The sequence below is a fragment of the Microbacterium azadirachtae genome (assembly GCF_025583665.1).
GTDB classification, from domain to species: Bacteria; Actinomycetota; Actinomycetes; order Actinomycetales; family Microbacteriaceae; genus Microbacterium; species Microbacterium azadirachtae.
The window spans coordinates 1,844,249-1,863,063 of record NZ_CP099706.1 but is presented as its reverse complement, the minus strand read 5'-3'; the positions used below and the strand labels follow the sequence as shown (position 1 = coordinate 1,863,063).

General features: G+C 71.0%; 18 protein-coding genes. 15 read left to right on the top strand and 3 right to left on the bottom strand.

Features of this window, described 5'->3' with window-relative positions; genetic code table 11:
* The first annotated feature begins 28 nt into the window (after positions 1-28).
* Complete coding sequence (locus NFX31_RS08880) at positions 29-2,290, top strand: RelA/SpoT family protein (RefSeq protein ID WP_262955511.1); 2,262 nt, start codon at positions 29-31, stop codon at positions 2,288-2,290.
* A 36-nt stretch (positions 2,291-2,326) separates the two neighbouring features.
* On the opposite strand, the gene NFX31_RS08875 is transcribed toward NFX31_RS08880, so the two are convergent.
* From NFX31_RS08875 to NFX31_RS08865, 3 genes are all read right to left on the bottom strand, one after another.
* Positions 2,327-2,884 (bottom strand): type IV toxin-antitoxin system AbiEi family antitoxin, encoded by a 558-nt coding sequence (locus NFX31_RS08875; RefSeq protein WP_262955510.1) that lies wholly within the window; start codon positions 2,882-2,884, stop codon positions 2,327-2,329.
* 89 nt (positions 2,885-2,973) lie between these two features.
* The gene (locus NFX31_RS08870) at positions 2,974-4,527 is read right to left on the bottom strand and encodes a DUF349 domain-containing protein (RefSeq protein WP_420847406.1); all 1,554 of its coding nucleotides are present in this window, start codon (positions 4,525-4,527) and stop codon (positions 2,974-2,976) included.
* A gap of 87 nt (positions 4,528-4,614) precedes the next feature.
* Positions 4,615-4,908, bottom strand: coding sequence for a hypothetical protein (locus tag NFX31_RS08865; protein ID WP_045251974.1), 294 nt, complete (start codon positions 4,906-4,908; stop codon positions 4,615-4,617).
* A 174-nt stretch (positions 4,909-5,082) separates the two neighbouring features.
* Here NFX31_RS08865 and NFX31_RS08860 point away from each other — a divergent pair, with 174 nt between their 5' ends.
* The 14 genes from NFX31_RS08860 to efp all read left to right on the top strand — a co-directional run bounded on the left by NFX31_RS08860 (position 5,083) and on the right by efp (position 18,814).
* Positions 5,083-6,420 (top strand): replication-associated recombination protein A, encoded by a 1,338-nt coding sequence (locus NFX31_RS08860; RefSeq protein ID WP_262955509.1) that lies wholly within the window; start codon positions 5,083-5,085, stop codon positions 6,418-6,420.
* A 5-nt stretch (positions 6,421-6,425) separates the two neighbouring features.
* Positions 6,426-7,751 (top strand): acyltransferase family protein, encoded by a 1,326-nt coding sequence (locus NFX31_RS08855; RefSeq protein ID WP_262955508.1) that lies wholly within the window; start codon positions 6,426-6,428, stop codon positions 7,749-7,751.
* Between the two features lie 158 nt (positions 7,752-7,909).
* Positions 7,910-8,539 (top strand): 30S ribosomal protein S4, encoded by a 630-nt coding sequence (gene rpsD / locus NFX31_RS08850; RefSeq protein WP_052674487.1) that lies wholly within the window; start codon positions 7,910-7,912, stop codon positions 8,537-8,539.
* 132 nt (positions 8,540-8,671) lie between these two features.
* Positions 8,672-8,863, top strand: a complete 192-nt coding sequence (locus NFX31_RS08845; RefSeq protein WP_045251975.1) for a hypothetical protein — start codon at positions 8,672-8,674, stop codon at positions 8,861-8,863.
* Between the two features lie 67 nt (positions 8,864-8,930).
* Positions 8,931-11,591, top strand: coding sequence for an alanine--tRNA ligase (gene alaS, locus NFX31_RS08840; protein ID WP_262955506.1), 2,661 nt, complete (start codon positions 8,931-8,933; stop codon positions 11,589-11,591).
* Complete coding sequence (ruvX, locus tag NFX31_RS08835; protein ID WP_045251977.1) at positions 11,588-12,061, top strand: Holliday junction resolvase RuvX; 474 nt, start codon at positions 11,588-11,590, stop codon at positions 12,059-12,061. Before alaS ends, ruvX begins: the two co-directional genes overlap by 4 nt.
* A 1-nt stretch (position 12,062) precedes the next feature.
* Entirely contained in the window at positions 12,063-13,418 is a 1,356-nt protein-coding gene (gene mltG, locus NFX31_RS08830) for an endolytic transglycosylase MltG (RefSeq protein WP_045251978.1), read from the top strand.
* Position 13,419: 1 nt separating this feature from the next.
* Positions 13,420-14,241, top strand: coding sequence for a shikimate dehydrogenase (locus NFX31_RS08825; protein WP_262955504.1), 822 nt, complete (start codon positions 13,420-13,422; stop codon positions 14,239-14,241).
* Between the two features lie 56 nt (positions 14,242-14,297).
* A complete protein-coding gene (gene aroC / locus NFX31_RS08820; protein WP_262955503.1) occupies positions 14,298-15,527 on the top strand; it encodes a chorismate synthase in 1,230 nt (409 codons plus the stop codon).
* A complete protein-coding gene (locus tag NFX31_RS08815; RefSeq protein ID WP_262955501.1) occupies positions 15,514-16,041 on the top strand; it encodes a shikimate kinase in 528 nt (175 codons plus the stop codon). Before aroC ends, NFX31_RS08815 begins: the two co-directional genes overlap by 14 nt.
* Complete coding sequence (gene aroB, locus NFX31_RS08810; protein ID WP_262957193.1) at positions 16,038-17,162, top strand: 3-dehydroquinate synthase; 1,125 nt, start codon at positions 16,038-16,040, stop codon at positions 17,160-17,162. The genes NFX31_RS08815 and aroB overlap by 4 nt, the downstream gene beginning before the upstream one ends.
* A complete protein-coding gene (locus NFX31_RS08805; protein ID WP_262957192.1) occupies positions 17,159-17,674 on the top strand; it encodes a GNAT family N-acetyltransferase in 516 nt (171 codons plus the stop codon). The genes aroB and NFX31_RS08805 overlap by 4 nt, the downstream gene beginning before the upstream one ends.
* 12 nt (positions 17,675-17,686) lie before the next feature.
* Positions 17,687-18,145 carry a type II 3-dehydroquinate dehydratase gene (gene aroQ / locus NFX31_RS08800; RefSeq protein WP_045251984.1) on the top strand — a complete coding sequence of 153 codons (459 nt, stop codon included), beginning with the start codon at positions 17,687-17,689 and terminating at the stop codon, positions 18,143-18,145.
* Between the two features lie 105 nt (positions 18,146-18,250).
* Complete coding sequence (efp, locus tag NFX31_RS08795) at positions 18,251-18,814, top strand: elongation factor P (RefSeq protein WP_045251985.1); 564 nt, start codon at positions 18,251-18,253, stop codon at positions 18,812-18,814.
* Position 18,815 lies beyond the last annotated feature (1 nt).

The following is an 18,815-nucleotide window of genomic DNA, read 5'->3' as shown; positions in this document are numbered from 1 at the left end:
CTTGTAGGATGATCTGCCTGGAGGTCGGATGAGCGAGGTCGGGACGACGCCGGGGGCGCCGGCGCAGGGTTCGAGTCTGCGACGGCTCGTGCCCCGCATCTTCTCGCGCGCGCCGCGGATCAACGATCTCGACAACCTCATCCGCACGGTGCGGCAGAACCATCCGCGCGGCGATCTCGCGATCATCGAGCGCGCCTATGCCGTCGCCGCGGAGAAGCACCAGGGGCAGAAGCGCCAGAGCGGCGAGCCGTACATCACGCACCCGCTCGCGGTGGCGCAGATCCTGGCCGACCTCGGGCTCGGTCCCCGCGCCATCGCGGCGGCCCTGCTGCACGACACGGTCGAGGACACCGGATACGCGCTCACCGAGCTGACCGCGACGTTCGGCGACGAGGTCGCGATGCTCGTCGACGGCGTCACCAAGCTCGACAAGGTCAAGTACGGCGACAGCGCGCAGGCCGAGACCGTCCGCAAGATGATCGTGGCGATGTCGAAGGACATCCGCGTGCTGATCATCAAGCTCGCCGACCGCCTGCACAACGCGCGCACCTGGGGCTTCGTCCCGCCGGAGAAGGCGGCCAAGAAGGCGACCGAGACGCTGGAGATCTACGCTCCGCTCGCGCATCGCCTCGGAATCCAGGCGATCAAGTCGGAGCTCGAGGACCTCTCGTTCGCCGTGCTGCACCCGAAGATCTACGCGGAGATCGACAGCCTCATCAAGCAGCGCACTCCTCAGCGCGAGAAGTACATCCGCGAGGTCGTCGACGCGGTCGAGAGCGACCTGCGCGACCTGCGCGTGCGCGGCAAGGTCGCCGGTCGCCCCAAGCAGCTCTACTCCGTCTACCAGAAGATGGTGGTCCGGGGCCGTGAGTTCGACGACATCTACGACCTCATCGGGATCCGGGTGCTGGTCAGCACGGTGCGTGACTGCTACGCGGTCCTCGGCGCGATCCACGCGCGCTGGACGCCGCTGCCCGGCCGGTTCAAGGACTACATCGCGACTCCGAAGTTCAACCTCTACCAGTCGCTGCACACGACGGTGATCGGCCCCGGCGGGCGCACGGTGGAGATCCAGATCCGCACGCACGAGATGCACCAGCAGGCCGAGTTCGGCGTCGCGGCGCACTGGATGTACAAGGAGCGGATGAACGGCGGGGGCAAGGGCTCCACCGCCGATGCCGACATGACGTGGCTGGCGCACATCTCGGACTGGCAGGCGGAGACCGCCGACCCCAGCGAGTTCCTGGACTCACTGCGCTTCGAGATCGGTGCGAAGGAGGTCTACGTCTTCACGCCCAAGGGCCGTGTGATCGGGCTGCCGTCCGGCGCGACGCCGGTCGACTTCGCGTACGCGGTGCACACCGAGATCGGCCACCGCACGATGGGCGCGAAGGTCAACGGGCGCCTCGTGCCCCTGGAGACCGCGCTCAACAGCGGCGACGTGGTCGAGGTCTTCACCTCGAAGAACCCCGACGCCGGTCCCAGCCAGGACTGGCTGACCTTCGTCAAGAGCACCCGCGCGCGGAACAAAATCCGCGGCTGGTTCACCAAGGAGCGCCGCGAAGAGGCGATCGAGCAGGGCAAGGAGGCGATCGCCCGCGCGATGCGCCGGCAGAACCTGCCGCTGCAGCGCCTGATGAGCCAGGAGTCGTTCACCGAGGTCGCCCATCAGCTGCGCTACGAGGACGTCTCCGCGCTGTACGCGGCCGTGGGCGAAGGACACGTCTCCACCCAGTCGGTGCTGGAGAAGGTCACCGCGCTCGTCTCGACGGCCGAGGACACCTCCACCGGGGCGATCGACGTGCCGCCCCACGGGCGCAGCCGGATCCCGCGCGAGGGAGACTCGGGTGTGCTGGTCCGCGGCGCGGCCGACATCCTGGTCAAGCTCGCGAAGTGCTGCACGCCGGTTCCGGGGGACGAAATCGTCGGCTTCGTGACGCGGGGGAGCGGCGTCTCCGTGCACCGCTCCGACTGCGTCAACGTGAAGGCTCTCGCGGTCGAGAAGGACCGCATGGTCGACGTCGAGTGGGCGCCCACCACCCGCAGCGTGTTCCTGGTGCAGATCCAGGTCGAGGCGTTGGACCGGTCAGGGCTGCTGTCCGATGTGACGCGGGTGCTCAGCGAGCACCACGTCAACATCCTCTCCGCGACGGTGCAGACCACGAACGACCGTCTGGCGTTGAGCCGCTTCGTCTTCGAGATGGGCGACACCGTGCATCTCGATCGGGTGCTGAACGCCGTGCGACGGATCGACGCCGTCTACGACGTGTACCGGGTCACCTCGTCCTGAGAGCGGAGCCTGGCGCCTCGGGCCGTCGCCGCGGCGTCAGGCGGCACCGGCTCCGCGCGCCGCGAGGAAGCGCACGGCACGGTGATGGCCGGGGCCGTGGTGCAGCGCGGACAAGCGGATCGCGGCGCGGTGCGCGAGCTGGGGATCGACCTGCACGAGCAGACGCGCCCACTCGTGCCTCCTCGGGTGGGTGACCGGCCAGCGCAGCAGGTCGATGACGGTGCGCTCCGGCGTCGTCACCGTCACACCGCCCACGACCTGGAGGTCGACGGGATCCGGCACAGGATCGTGGACGATCAGACGCCGAGTAGCGGGCACCCGAAGGCGCCGACCGGTCGCGCTCTGCACTTCGTGCACCTCGGGCGGGGCATCCCCGGCGCCGTGGATCCAGGCGGCGCTCATCCCGGCGAAGGCCGCTCCTCTGATCCCGGCGGTCAGGGGCAGGAGGGAGGAGGCGCGGAGGGCGGCGGTCTCCACCAGGTCTGCCGGAGCATACGACTCGCCGAGATCCACGACGTCGCCGTCGAGGCGCGCGGCCGAGAGCTCCGACACCGAGAGCCGATCGCCGGGCACATGCAGGAAGAAACCGCGCATCGCTCCAGTGTGCGGCACACGACACAGGGCGGGGATCCGAAGATCCCCGCCCTGTGGACAACTCCCGCGTGCGGGGCGTCGCAGCCGGCTCAGCCGCCGAGGGCGTCGAGCCAGGCGCGACGGGCCTCGAGAGCCTCCGTCGCCTCCTTCAGGGCCTTCGCGTTGCCCGACTTCTCCGCGGCGTCGCGCTCGGCCTCGAGCTTGGCGATCGCCTGCTGGAGCTGCTCGCTCATCGCGCCGGCGCGGGCCTTGGTCTCGGGGTTGTTGCGCTTCCAGTCCACGTCCTCGCGGGCCTTCAGCTCCTGCTCGATGACGCGCAGCCGGTCATCCAGCGCGCGCTCCTTCTCGCGGGGGAAGATGCGTCCGACCTCGTCCCACTGCCGCTGGATCCGGGTCAGCAGCGCGCGGGCCTTGGCGAGGTTGGGCTCGTCGGCGACGGCCTTCGCCTCCTCGAGCAGCGCGGTGCGCGCCTCGATGCGCGGCGCTGACTCGGCCTCGGTCGCGGCAGCCTGCTCCGCGCGGGCCGAGTAGAGGGCGTCTCCGGCCGCCTTGAACCGCGCCCACAGCGCGTCATCGGCCTTGCGTCCGGCGCGCCCTGCAGCCTTCCACTCGTCGAGGAGTCCGCGGTAGGCGGGGATGCCGTCCACGCCCTTCGGTGCGAGGGCTTCGGCGCGCTCGACCAGGCGGGACTTGCGGTCTCGCGCGGCCTTGTGCGTCTCGTCGAGCTCGGCGTAGAACGCGCGGCGCTGGCGATCGACCGTGGCACGCGCGTCGCGGAAGCGCTTCCAGAGCTGGTTCGCCACGCCCTTCGGCAGCCGGGGGCCGTTCTGCTGGTGGCTCTGCCACGCGTCGAACAGCGCGCCCATCTCCTCGGTGACCGTCTTCCACTGCACGGAGGAGAGGTCCTGCGCGGCGATGGCCTCCGAACGCTCGACGAGCGCGGTGCGCTCGGCGATCGCGGCGTCGACGGCGGCCTTCGCCTCCTGCGCCTCCGCGGCCGAGGCCTCGGCGAGGGATCCGGCGAGCGCGTCGAGGCGCGCGCGGAGACCGGCGAGGTCGCCGACGGCTGCGGCGTCGGTCACCTCGGTGACGAGGTGCTGGGCCTGCTTGGCGAGATCGCCGGCGCCGGAGCCTCCGGCCTGCACCCGCTGCTCGAGCGTGTTGACCTTGAACGCGAGGTCCTCGTACTTGCGGGCGAAGTAGGCGAGCGCCTCCGCCGGAGTGCCGTCGGGGTACTGCCCGACCTCGCGCCAGGTCTCGCCCTCGCGGACGGAGACGGTGCCGTCGTCGGTCACGCGACCCCACTCCGCGGCGGCGGCGGTGTCCACCACGACAGGGGCGGCTGGTGCGGCCGGTGCGGCCGGCCGGATCGCCGATGCCGGCGGACGCGGCATGGCCGGCGGGCGCGGCGTCGCAGGAGGACGCGGCGCCGGCACAGCGGGCGCGGCGGCGGCCGTGCGCTCAGCGGGCTCCTCGGCGGGAACCTCGGCATTCTCGGCGGGAGCCTCGGATTCGGCGGCGGGCGCCTCGGCCGCAGTGGTTGCGGCGTGCGTCTCGGGCGCGTCGTCTGTCGCCGGCGCCGCGTTCTGCTCGGACGGCTGCTCGGTCGCGGGGTCTTCGGGGGTGTGCTCTTCGATGGACACGGTGAACTCCTTGCGCGGCGGGCCGCGGGAGGCGGAAAGGACAGCCTCAGCCTAGTACGCCGCGTGCTGCCGCGAGAGGGGAGCGGCTCAGCCGGCGGGCGTGTCCGTGGGGGACGGCGCCGGAGACGTGGCGGGCGTCACGGCAGGGCTGACCGAGGGTGACGGCGTGGGTACGGGGGCGGTCGCCTCGGCGTGGACGACCTGGCTCACGATCGCCCCCACGACGATGAGCGCGCCCACGACGACGGCGATCGTGTTGTCGCGCACCCGGCGGCGGACGGCTGCGGCGTGCAGGCCCTGGCGCGCCGCGTGCAGGCGGGCACGCTCCTGCTGGACGCGCGCCTGCTGCGCACGGGCGTTCGTCGGACGGCGAGCGGCCATGGATCCTCCCGGGATGTCGAGGAGAGAGCCTACCGCGCGCGGTGCGCCGTCGAGCACAGCCGGAGCGGAGCGGACGAAGTGCGCCGTGCTGAGCGAGCGGAGCGAGTCGAAGTGCCGCGTGCTGAGCGAGCGGAGCGAGTCGAAGTGTCCGACGGCGCGGATAGCCTTGTGGTCATGACTCGTGGAGCCCCGCTGATGAGCGGCCAGACGCCGCTCGCGGTGCGGATGCGCCCGATCTCGCTCGACGAGGTCGCGGGGCAGCAGCATCTGCTGCGACCGGGCTCGCCGATCGTAACGCTGGCGGACGCGTCCGCGAAGACGGCGTCGAGCGTGTCGATGATCCTGTGGGGGCCGCCGGGAACCGGCAAGACCACCCTGGCCCAGGCCATCGCCCGCTCGTCCGGGCGTCGCTTCGTCGAGCTCTCCGCCATCACCGCCGGCGTGAAAGACGTCCGCGAGGTCATGCAGGAGGCCCTGAACCAGCGAGACCTGTACGGTCAGTCCACGATCCTCTTCCTCGACGAGATCCACCGCTTCACGAAGGCGCAGCAGGACGCGCTGCTGCCGGGCGTGGAGAACGGCTGGGTGATCCTCATCGCCGCGACGACGGAGAACCCGTCGTTCTCGGTGATCTCTCCGCTGCTCTCCCGATCGCTCCTGCTCACGCTGCAGCCGCTCACGGACGACGACATCGGGCTCCTGATCGACCGTGCGGTCGCGGATCCGCGGGGTCTGAACGGCGCGGTCGATCTCGACGAGAGCGCCCGCGCGGCTCTCATCCGCCTGGCGTCCGGCGACGCCCGCCGCGCACTCACCGGGCTGGAGGCGGCGGCGGCCGTCGCCACCGCGCCCGATCGCCTCACCGAGGACGAGACGGCGACGGTCACCGACGACGACGTGGCACAGGCCGTGGACCGCGCCCTGCTGCGCTACGACCGTCAGGGCGACGAGCACTACGACGTGATCAGCGCGTTCATCAAGTCGATCCGCGGATCGGATGTCGACGCGGCCGTGCACTACCTGGCGCGCATGATCGAGGCGGGGGAGGATCCGCGGTTCATCGCTCGGCGCCTGGTGATCTCCGCCTCGGAGGACATCGGTCTCGCCGACCCGCAGGCGCTCGTGATCGCGACCGCCGCGGCCGATGCGGTCGCGTTCATCGGCATGCCCGAGGGGCGGATCCCGCTCGCGGAGGCCACCGTCTACCTCGCGACGACGGCGAAGTCGAACGCGGCCTACCTCGCGATCGATGCGGCGATCGCCGACATCCGCGCCGGGGGTTTCGGCCGTGTGCCCGTGCACCTGCGCGATGCCCATTACCCCGGCGCCAAGCGGCTCGGCCATGGCAAGGGCTACCGCTACCCGCATGACAACGACGCGGGGATCGTGCCGCAGCAGTATCTCCCCGACGAGCTGCGCGGACGTCGCTACTATCAGCCCAAGGCGCTCGGCGCAGAGCGAGAGGTGCAGGCTCGTCTGGAGAGGATCAGGCGCATCCTGGGGGAGGGGTAGACGACATGGCCCGTGCCGTTCCGCGGATTCCGCCGGATCGCGACCTGTCCATCGACTTCGTCCGGGCCATCTGCCTGCCGGTCGTCGTGCTGCTGCATGCTCTCCAGATGGGCATCGCCGGCGATCCGCTCCGGGCCTTCAACGCCCTCGCGGAGTGGAAGCCGCTGACGGCGATCACCTGGGTCGGGATGATCATGCCCACGTTCTTCATCGCGGGAGGGTTCGCCGGGATCACCACCTGGCGTCGCGTGCACGGCGCCGGCGGGTCGGCGGCGGAGTACATCCGCGGGCGCATGCTGAGGCTCGCGCGTCCCGTGCTGCTGGCGATGCTGGCCGTGCTCCTGACCCTCGGCGTGCTCGCGCTGTGCGGGGCGGATCCCGGGTTCCTCCGCTCCTTCGCCTTCCGTCTCGCCGAGCCGCTGTGGTTCATCGCGGTGTACGCGATCTGCACCTCCTTCGTGCCGCTCATGGCCGCGCTGCACCGCCGTGCGGCATGGGCCACCTACTTCGCGCTGGCCGGAGGAGCCGTCGCCGTCGATCTCGCCGACCGGTACCTGCACGTGCCGATCGGTGCGCTGAACTGGCTCTTCGTCTGGCTGTTCGTGCAGCAGCTCGGCTTCGGCGTGCGGGATCAGTGGTACTCGCGGCGTCCTCGGTGGCTGCTCCTGCTCCTCGCGCTCGTCGCATACGGCCTGATGGCCGTCGCAGTCTTCGGGATGGGCTACGACCCCGACATGATCGCGAACCTCAATCCGCCGACCGTGCTGCTGCTCCTGCTCGGCCTGGCGCAGGTGTATCTCTTCACGCTGCTGCAGCCGACGATCCGCGCGGCGATGCGGATGCGGCCCGTGCTGGTGACGATCGGCGCGCTGGGCACGTTCGGCATGGTCGTCTATCTCTGGCACACCGTGGCGATGGCCGTCGTCGTCGGCGTGCAGCTGGCGCTCGGCCTGCCTTTCCCTCCCGTGCTCACGCCCACCTGGTGGATCACCCGCGTCCCGTGGGTGCTCGCGATCGTCGTCGTGATCGCGCTGCTCTGCCTCGTCGTCCCTCGCCTCGAACGCGTCTGGCCGCCGGAGCGCAGACGATCGATGTCGCTGGCGGGAGCCGTGACCTGCGCCGCCGTGCTCGTCGTGAGCGTCGGGTGGGTGCTGACCCAGGGGTACCTCTCATGGGGCACCGGGGTCGCGATCGCCCTGCTCGCCGCGGCGATCGCGTGGCTGACGGCGGGCGGTCCCGGATCCTCGTCCGAGCCTCAGCCCGGCGCGGCGGGCGGCCCGGCGGAGGTGCGCGCCGGCGCCCCGCGTCCCGGACCGGGCGCTCAGGCCTGATCTGATAGCATGGATCGGCTCGAAACAGAGTTTTCGGGCATCTCTCCACTCCTGCACCACCCTCTCGTCCGCCCCGGCGTGCGTTCGTGAGGGGCGGAATCGAGACGATACGTCCGCGAGCCGTGACGGACACGGCCGCGTATCGAAAGGAACACTTCGTGGTCACGAAGTCCCAGGACCGCCGCAAGGTGCGTCTGTCGCGCGCCCTCGGCGTCGCGCTCACCCCGAAGGCCGCCCGCTACCTCGAGAAGCGTCCCTACGCTCCGGGCGAGCACGGCCGCACCAAGCGCAAGGCCGACAGCGACTACGCCGTCCGTCTGCGCGAGAAGCAGCGTCTCCGCGAGCAGTACGGCATCCGCGAGAAGCAGCTGGTCATCCAGTTCAACGAGGCCCGTCGCAAGGACGGTCTGACCGGTGAGAACCTCGTCGAGCAGCTCGAGATGCGTCTGGACGCGCTCGTGCTCCGTGCCGGCTTCGCGCGTACCACCGCGCAGGCCCGCCAGCTCGTCGTGCACCGTCACATCCTCGTCGACGGCCAGCTCGTCGACCGCCCGTCGTTCCGCGTGAAGCCGGGTCAGCTCATCCACGTCAAGGCCAAGAGCGAGGGCCTCGAGCCCTTCCAGGTGGCGGCTGCCGGCGGTCACGCCGAGGTCCTGCCCCCCGTTCCGGGCTACCTCGAGGTCGAGCTCGACAAGCTGGAGGCCCGTCTGGTCCGTCGCCCGAAGCGCGCCGAGGTCCCCGTGACCTGTGACGTGCAGCTGGTCGTCGAGTACTACGCCGCGCGCTGATCGAGTCCCGCTGAGTTCAGCGAACTCTGCGAACACGCCGAGGAGGCGTCGGGGGCATCCCCGGCGCCTCCTCGGCGTTTGCGCATACGATGGAGACCGTTGTGACGAGCGGCCCGACCCGGAGGTGGTGACATGAAGAGCCTGCTGTGGTTCCTCATCGGTGTGATCGGCGGCTTCGTCGCCGCGCACTTCCTGAACAAGGACCCGCGCGGCCACGATGTGCTGGCCGCCGTCGACGACCGGATCAACGAGATCACGGGGATCTTCGCCGACGCGTTCCGCGCGCAGGAGGCCCGTCTCACCCAGGACAGCACCGCGGACTGACGCGGGACCCTCCCTCTCCCGAATTCGCGCTCCGGCGCGCCCTGACAGCAAGGACCCCCCGACGAGCATGAAGACCGCGGAGATCGCGCAGCGCTACCTGAGCTACTTCGAGAAGAACGATCACCTGATCGTCCCCTCGTCGTCCCTCGTGAGCGACGACCCCTCCCTGCTGTTCACCGTGGCCGGCATGGTGCCGATGATCCCGTACCTCACCGGACTGGTCCCGGCGCCGCACCCCCGCATCGCCGACCTGCAGAAGTGCATCCGCACCAACGACATCGAGGAGGTCGGTCGTACCGCCCGGCACGGCACCTTCTTCCAGATGCTCGGCAACTGGTCGTTCGGCGACTACTTCAAGGAGGGCGCGATCCGCTACGCCTGGGAGCTGCTGACCGGCTCCGAGAGCGACGGCGGGCTCGGCTTCGACGAGAAGGACCTCTGGGTCACCGTCTTCGAGACCGACGACGAGGCGGAGGCCATCTGGCGCGATGTCATCGGCCTGAAGCCCGACCGCATCCAGCGCCTGGGGCGCGCGGACAACTACTGGAACACCGGCCAGCCCGGTCCCGGCGGTCCGGACAGTGAGATCTTCTTCGACCGCGGTCCGGCCTACGGCAAGGACGGCGGCCCCGCGGTCGACGACACCCGGTTCCTGGAGATCTGGAACCTCGTGTTCATGCAGGACTTCATCGACAACATCCAGGGCAAGACCGAGTTCGACATCGTCGGCGAGCTGCCGATGAAGAACATCGACACCGGCATGGGCCTCGAGCGCGTCGCGTTCCTGAAGCAGGGCGTCGAGAACATGTACGAGACGGATCAGGTCCGTCCTGTGCTGGATCGTGCGGTGGAGCTCTCCGGCCGTGCCTACGGCGCAGAGCACGCCGACGACGTGCGCTTCCGCGTCGTGGCCGACCATGTGCGCTCCTCGCTCATGCTGCTGTCGGACGGCGTGCGTCCCTCGAACGAGGGCCGCGGCTACATCCTGCGCCGCCTCATGCGCCGCACCGTGCGCTCGATGCGTCTGCTGGGGGTCGACGAGCCCGTGTTCGGCGAGCTCTTCGCCGCCTCCAAGGACGCGATGAAGTCGGCGTACCCGATCCTCGAGCAGGACTGGGCGCAGCTCTCCGCCGCGGCGAACGCGGAGGAGGAGACCTTCCGCCGCACACTCGACGCCGGATCCACGATCCTCGACCTGGCTCTGGCCGACACCAAGAAGTCCGGATCCGAGACGCTGAACGGTTCCGAGGCGTTCCTGCTGCACGACACCTACGGCTTCCCGATCGACCTCACCCTCGAGATCGCCGAGGAGGCCGGACTGAGCGTCGACCGCGCGGCGTTCGACTCCCTGATGCAGGAGCAGCGCGCGCGGGCAAAGGCCGACGCGCGCAGCCGCAAGCGCCAGATCGCGGACGTGTCGGTGTACGGCGACCTGCGCGCGAGGGGCGAGACCGCCTTCCTCGGTTACGACGAGCTGGAGACGGGGACCACGGTGCTGGGCATCCTCGTCGACGGGGCATCGGTCGCGAGCGCCGCCGAGGGCCAGGTGGCCGAGATCGTGCTGGCCGAGACCACGCTCTACGCCGAGTCCGGCGGCCAGGTCGCCGACAAGGGCGTCATCACCGGCCCCGGCTACTCCCTCGAGGTGCTCGACGTGCAGCGCCCGGTCCCGGGCCTGATCAGTCACACGGTCGAGGTCACCAGCGGTGTGGTGTCGGTCGACGCGCCCGCGACGACGACCGTCGACGCCGCCAATCGGCGTGCGGCCCGTCAGGCGCACTCCGCCACCCACCTTGTGCACGCCGCGCTGCGCGACACCCTGGGCAAGACCGCCACGCAGGCCGGATCGCTGAACCGTGCGGGCTATCTCCGGTTCGACTTCTCGTGGGGACAGGCGCTCTCCGCCGAGACCAAGACGGAGATCGAGGAGATCGCCAACCGCGCCGTGCAGGAGGGGCTCGAGGTCACGACGCGCATCATGTCGCTGGACGACGCGAAGGCCGCCGGGGCGATGGCGCTGTTCGGCGAGAAGTACGGCTCCACGGTGCGCATGGTCGACATCGGCGGTCCCTGGTCGCGCGAGCTGTGCGCCGGCACGCACGTCTCGTCGAGTGCCGAGATCGGCCTCATCAACCTCGTCGGCGAATCCTCGGTGGGCGCGTCGAACCGTCGCGTCGAGGCCCTGGTCGGTCAGGACGCGTTCCGCGAGTTCGCCGCCGAGCGCGCGCTCGTCTCGCAGCTCACCTCGGCGCTGAAGACGCCGCGCGAGCAGCTGACCGAGCGCGTCGCGGACATGGCCGCGCAGCTCAAGGCGGCCGAGAAGCGCATCGCGCAGTTCGAGGCCGCGGAGCGCGCGGGCCGTGTGCCGGCGATCGCGCAGACCGCGACCTCGCTGGGCTCGGTCCAGTTCGTCGCGCACGACCTCGGCACTGTGTCCGGAGCGGACGACGTGCGCGAGATCGCGACCGGCGTGCGCGACACCTTCGGGTCCACGGCCGCGGTCGTGGCGATCTCCGGCGTCGCGAACGGACGGCCCATGGTCGTCGTCGCCGTCAACGACGCCGCTCGCGCCACAGGCGTCAAGGCCGGCGCCCTCGCCAAGATCGCCGCCGGTGTGCTCGGCGGCGGAGGAGGGGGCCGTGACGACGTCGCGCAGGGCGGCGGATCCGATGCGGCCGCACTGCCATCGGCCTTCGCCGCGATCGAGCAGGAGCTGCGACGCGCGTGACCGGTTTCCGACGTGGTGTGCGGCTCGGGATCGACGTCGGACGGGCCCGGATCGGGGTCGCCCGCTGCGATCCCGACGGCCTGCTCGCGGTGCCCGTGGAGACCGTCTCCCGCGACGACTCCTCTGCGGCGCGGATCACGCAGCTGGTCGCCGAGTACGAGCCGATCGAGCTCGTGGTGGGCCTGCCGATCAACCTCCGCGGCGAGGACACCGCCTCGACCACGGACGCCCGCGACTTCGCGGTCGCGCTCGGACGCGCGAGCGGGTGCCCGGTGCGCCTGATCGACGAGCGGCTGAGCACCGTCACCGCCCACCAGGCGCTGCGCGCCTCCGGGCGCACGCAGCGCACCTCCCGCGGCGTCGTGGATCAGGCGGCCGCCGTCGTGCTGCTGCAGCACGCCATCGACACGGAGAAGGGGACGGGCAGGCCCGCCGGCGTGACCCTGAGTCTGGACGAGGAGAACCGCTGACATGTCCGACCGATCGGAATCGGCCGCCACGCCCGAGCGGGAGCCGGAGCTGCACGACCTGTTCGGCGCCTTGCCGGATCCTCAGGTGCAGACTCCCCGCCCGGTGGAACAGCCCGCCGCCCCCGGATCGCGTCGCGCCGCGCGCGCGGCAGCCGCGGCGGGCACCGCCGCGCCGGTGCAGGCCGAGGAATCCACGGCGTCCGTCGAGGGGGACGGGCATCACGGCGTCCATGCGACCCTCGAGGCGCTGTTCCATCATGAGGCGGAGCCGGCCGCGGTGCCGAAGCGGAAGCGCCGTCGAGGCTGCCTGATCGCGCTCCTCATCGTGTTCGTGCTCGTGGGCGGCGTCGCTGCGGGCGGCCTGTGGGTGTGGAACACCTACGGCGACAAGATCAGCGACACCCTGGGCTGGGGGCCGTCCAAGGACTACGAGGCGGGCCAGGCGACGGGCAACGCGCTCGTCACGATCAACAAGGGCGACGGCGGGCAGCAGGTGTCCGAGGCGCTCTACCGTGCCGGCGTCACCAAGACCTCCGACGTGTTCTACACCATGATGGTGAAGGAGAACATCGTCAACACGTTCTACCCGGGCGTCTACAAGCTGAAGCAGAAGATGACGGCGGCGGATGCGCTCAAGGCGCTGAACGACCCGAAGAACAAGATGCAGAACTCGGCCGTGATCCCCGAGGGGTACACGGTGGCCGAGACCATCGAACGGATCTCGAAGAGCGTGGACGTGCCGCTGGCAGACCTCCAGGCCGCGGTGCAGACCCCCGCCGACTACGGCGTGAACGCCCCGTCGCTCGAGGGCTGGCTGTTCCCGGCGCTCTACGAGTTCGGTCCCGGCGCCACGGCGAAGGACATCGTCTCGACCATGGTCAAGCGCACCAGGGACTCGCTCGCGGCGGCGTCCGTGCCGGCGGCCGATGAGCAGCGCGTCCTCACGATCGCCTCGATCATCCAGCGTGAGGCGCGCGCCGAGGCCGACTTCTACAAGGTCTCGCGGGTGATCCAGAACCGCGTGGCACAGGGCATGAAGCTCCAGATGGACTCGACCGCGCAGTACGGCTACGGCGAGCTGCACAGCGGCTCCGCGAGTACGTCGGACGCCGCCCAGAACGACGACAACCCGTGGAACACGTACGTCATCGACGGCCTCCCGAAGACGCCGATCTCGAACCCCGGCGACAAGGCGATCGACGCGGCGATGCACCCGGCGGACGGGCCCTGGCTGTACTTCGTGACCGTGAACCTGGACACGGGCGAGACCGTGTTCTCCACCACGTACGCGGAGCACGAGGCCGCCGTCAAGCAGTGGCAGGACTGGTGCAAGGCGAACCCGGATTCGGGCTGCTGACGTGAGCGGATCCTCGCGGCTGGCGGTGTGGGGCGACCCGATCGACCACAGCCGGTCGCCCGATCTGCACGGCGCCGCGTACCGGGTGCTCGGGCTCGACTGGGAGTACGGCCGGCGCCGTGTCGACGTCGCGGACTTCGACGACGCGCTCGACGGCCTCGATTCCGCGTGGCGCGGACTGTCCCTGACGATGCCGCTCAAGGAGCGCGCCTTCGCCCGCTCGGAGGAGCTCGACGACGACGCACGACTCACCGGAGCGGTGAACACGCTGCTGCTCGGCGAGCGGATCCGCGGCTTCAACACGGACGTCCGCGGGCTGACCGAGGCGCTCCAGGCCGGGGGGCTCGGCGCGAGCCGCACGGCCAGGGTCCTCGGCGGCGGTGCGACCGCGCGCTCGGCCCTGGTCTCGCTGCTGCGCCTGGGCGTCACCGACGTCGAGCTCCGCACACGCCGGATCGCACAGGCGCAGGAGCTCGCCGGCTTCGGCGAGCGGCTCGGACTGCGCGTGCAGGCGCACGCCCTGGACGAGGGGGTCGCCGCCGCGGTGGATCTGACCGTGTCGACGCTGCCCGGTGATGCGCTCCTGGACGAGACGACCGTCGCCGCGCTCGTGCCGGCGGGCGGCGCGCTGTTCTCCGCGGCGTACGCGCCGTGGCCGACGCCGCTCGCGCAGGCCTGGACGGACGCCCCGGTGCTGACCGGGCTCGAGATGCTGCTGCACCAGGCGGTCGCCCAGATCCGGATCTTCCTGCACGGGACGCCCGATGTGCCGCTGCGGGACGAACCCGCCGTGCTCGATGCCATGCGGGCGGCGCTGGGCTGACGCGCTGCGGGAGTCATCCGGGCGGGCGGGCGCCGAACGCATGGGAGACTAGGGGAATGCTCCGCGTGCTCACGGCCGGCGAATCGCACGGCCCCGAACTCATTGCCGTCATGGAGGGCCTGCCCGCAGGCGTGCCCCTGTCCCGCGAGGCGATCCAGTCCGATCTGCAGCGCCGCAAGCTCGGCTATGGACGTGGATCCCGGATGAAGTTCGAGCAGGACGAGCTCACGATCTCCGGGGGCGTCCGTCACGGATTCTCCCTGGGCAGCCCCATCGCGATGAGGATCGGCAACACCGAGTGGCCGAAGTGGGTCGAGGTGATGAGCGCGGACCCGGTCGAGCTGACCGAGAAGTCGCGCGGTCGCAGCGCCGCGCTGACCCGCCCGCGCCCGGGCCACGCCGACCTCGTCGGAATGCAGAAGTACGGGTTCGACGAGGCGCGCCCGATCCTCGAGCGCGCGAGTGCCCGCGAGACGGCGGCCAGGGTGGCCCTCGGCGCCGTGGCGCGCGCCTTCCTCGGCGAGCTGGGCATCCGGCTGGTCAGCCACACGCTCTCGATCGGCCCGATCCAGGTCCCGGAGGGGACGGCGCTGCCGACCCCGGACGACGTGGACGCGCTGGACGCGGATCCGCTGCGCTGCTTCGACCCGGCCACCTCCGCGCGCATGGTCGCCGAAGTCGACGCCGCCCGCAAGGACGGCGACACGCTCGGCGGCATCGTCGAGGTTCTCGCCTACGGCCTGCCGCCGGGGCTCGGCTCGCACGTGCACTGGGACCGCCGGCTCGACGCACGCCTCGCGTACGCGCTCATGGGCATCCAGGCGATCAAGGGCGTCGAGGTCGGCGACGGCTTCGAGACGACCCGCCGACGGGGATCCGCGGCGCACGATGAGCTCTTCGCGACCGGCGACGGCATCGCGCGCGGCTCCGACCGCGCAGGAGGCACCGAGGGCGGTATGTCGACCGGCACCGTGCTGCGCGTACGCGCCGGCATGAAGCCGATCGCGACGGTCCCGCACGCCCTGCGCACCGTCGACGTGTCGTCGGGGGAGCAGGCCACCGCCCACCACCAGCGCTCCGACGTGTGCGCCGTGCCCGCGGCGGGTGTCGTGGCCGAGGCCATGGTCGCGATCGAGCTGGCGAACTCGGTGCTGGAGAAGTTCGGCGGCGACAACGTCGCCGAGACCCGGCGCAACCTCGAGGCGTACGTCGCCGCGATCCCGGAGGAGCTGCGCACCACGCCTGCCTCCGAGGCGGCGCTGATCCTGCGCGATGAGCTCGGCTGAATCCGCGGCGCCCGAGACCCTGGTGCTCGTGGGCCCGATGGGCGCGGGCAAGACCAGCATTGGTCGCCGGGTCGCCCGCTCCACGGGACTGCGCTTCGTCGACACCGACAAGGCGATCGCGCGGGAGCACGGGCCGATCCCGGCGATCTTCGCCGAGCACGGCGAGGCGCGGTTCCGTGAGTGGGAGCGGCAGTCGGTCGCCGAGGCGGTCGCCGGCGGCGGCGTGATCTCGCTCGGCGGGGGAGCCGTGCTGGACGAGGCGACGCGGCAGCTGCTGCGCACGGTCCCCGTCGTGATGCTGACCGTCTCGGCGGAGGCCGTCACGGAGCGGATCGCCGGCACGGACCGCCCGCTGCTGCACGGCGAGGAGGATCCGCTGCAGCGCTGGAAGCGCATCTTCGCCGAGCGGCGGGCGCTGTACGAAGAGGTCGCGGACGCGCGCTTCGACACCTCGCGGGTGCCGATGTCACGGGTCGCGGACCAGGTGGTGGAATGGATGAGAGGACGAGCATGAGCGCCGAGCAGAACGAGGCGGCGACGGCGGAGGACGCTGTCACGACGATCGCGGTCACGGGAAGCACCCCGTACGACATCACGATCGGTCGCGGCATCCTCGATCGGGTGTCGGCGGCGCTCGCCCCCTCGGTGCGTAAGGTCCTCGTCGTGCACCCGCCGACGCTGGCCGACCGCGCGGCCGAGCTGCGCGACCGCCTCCTCGGGGACACCGCCCACGGTCCGCGCGAGGTGCTGCTGGCCGAGATCCCGGACGCCGAGCAGGGCAAGCGCATCGAGGTCGCCCAGTTCCTCTGGCAGATCATGGGCCAGGCCGACTTCACCCGCACGGATGCGGTCGTGGGCTACGGCGGCGGGGCCGTCACGGATCTCGCCGGCTTCGTCGCGGCGACGTGGCTGCGCGGCGTCCAGGTGGTGCAGGTGCCCACCACGGTGCTCGGCCTCGTCGACGCGGCCGTCGGCGGCAAGACCGGCATCAACACCAACGAGGGCAAGAACCTCGTCGGCGCGTTCTGGGCCCCGCAGGCCGTGATCGGAGATCTCGACGAGCTCTCCAGCCTGAGCCCCAATGAGGCGACCGCGGGCTTCGCCGAGGTGGTCAAGGCCGGCTTCATCTGGGCGCCGGAGATCCTCGACATCGTCGAAGCCGATCCGGCCCGCGCCGTGGATCCGCTCACTCCGGAGTTCCGTCGCTCGGTCGAGCTCGCGATCGGCATGAAGGCGACCGTGGTGTCCGACGACTTCCGCGAGGCCGGACAGCGCGAGATCCTCAACTACGGGCACACCCTGGGGCACGCCATCGAGCACGCGGAGCGGTACCGCTGGCGGCACGGCGCGGCGATCTCGGTGGGCATGCTGTTCGCGGCCGAGCTCTCGCGCCTGGCGGGCCGCCTGTCCGACGACGACGCCAATCGGCACCGCGCGGTGCTGGAGTCGCTGGGTCTGCCGACGTCGTACCGAGGCGGCGCCTGGCCGACGCTCCTGTCCACGATGCAGCGCGACAAGAAGAGCCGCGGCGGCATGCTGCGCTTCATCGTGCTCGACGGCATCGCCAAGCCCACGGTCCTGCAGGCGCCCGACGAGTCGCTGCTGTTCGCCGCCTATCAGGAGGTCGCCGAATGACCTTCACGGTGCGCCGCGTGCAGGCCGGTGAGTGGGGGCGGGTGCGCGATCTGCGCCTGCGCTCCCTGCGGGATCCGGTGGCGGCGCTGGCCTTCCTCGACACGTTCGAGAGCGCCTCGGCGCAGCCGGACGCGTTCTGGCGGCATCGCGCGGCCCAGGCGGCACAGGGCGGCCCGAACGGGCAGTTCGTCGCGGTCGCGGAGGACGGCGAGTGGTTCGGCTCCGCGACCGTGATCGGGGACCGGGATGCGGCCGCATCCGCGCTCGTCGTCGGCGTGTACGTGGCCGAGGGGCACCGGGGTGCCGGCGCGGTCGAGGCGCTGTTCGACGAGTGCGCGGCCTGGGCGACCGAGGGCGGCTTCACCGAGCTGATCCTGGAGGTGCACGTCGACAACCACCGCGCCCAGGCGGCGTACGAGCGCTGCGGGTTCACCCGGACGGGCGAGATCACCGAGCTCGAGAACGGGCAGGAGTACGTCATGATGCGCCCGCTCGTCCCCGTCGCGCGCTGATACCGTGAGCACGTGACCACGCCACGCCGACTCCTGCTCGTCAACGGGCCCAACCTGAACCTCCTCGGCACGCGCGAGCCGGGGATCTACGGATCCGCGACGCTCGCCGACGTCGAGCGGATCACGGCCGAGGCGGCCGCCGCCTACGGGTTCGAGGTCCGTGCGGTGCAGAGCAACCACGAGGGCGTGCTGCTGGACGCGATCCACGACGCACGAGCGGACTGCGCGGGAATCGTGATCAACGCCGGCGCCTACACGCACACGTCCGTCGCGCTGCGCGACGCCCTCACCGGCGTCGCACTGCCGTTCGCCGAGGTGCACATCTCGGACGTGTACGCGCGCGAGGAGTTCCGGCACCACTCGTACCTCACCGACGTGGCCGCCGTGCACGTCGTCGGGGAGGGCGTGCAGGGCTACGCCACGGCGACGCGCCGCCTGATCCGAGTGATCACGGGCCAGGCCGACGGCTGAGCCGAGCCCGACCCGTCGCTCCCACCGGTCGTCCGGCGGGCATCGCGTAGGATGGGACGTCGGTCGATCGACCGCGCAGACTTCAGGAACGGACTTCTCAGACCCATGGCATCCACTGCAGACATCAAGAACGGCGTCGTCCTCTCCATCGACGGCCAGCTCTGGAACGTCATCGAGTTCCAGCACGTCAAGCCCGGCAAGGGCGGCGCGTTCGTCCGCACCAAGCTGAAGAACGTCGTCAGCGGCAAGGTCGTCGACCGCACGTACAACGCGGGCGCCAAGGTCGACATCGAGAACGTCGACCGCCGCGACTTCACCTACCTGTACACCGACGGCGACAACTTCGTCTTCATGGACCAGGAGGACTACGACCAGATCAACGTCCCCGCGGCCACCGTCGGCGACGCGAAGAACTTCATGCTGGAGAACCAGTCCGTCCAGATCGCGCTGAACAACGGCAACCCGCTCTACATCGAGCTCCCGGCGTCCGTCGTGCTCGAGGTCACCTACACCGAGCCCGGCCTGCAGGGCGACCGCTCGTCGGCCGGCACCAAGCCCGCCACGCTCGAGACCGGCTACGAGATCCAGGTTCCGCTGTTCCTGGAGACCGGCACCAAGGTCAAGGTCGACACGCGCACCGGCGGCTACCTCGGCCGCATCAACGACTGAC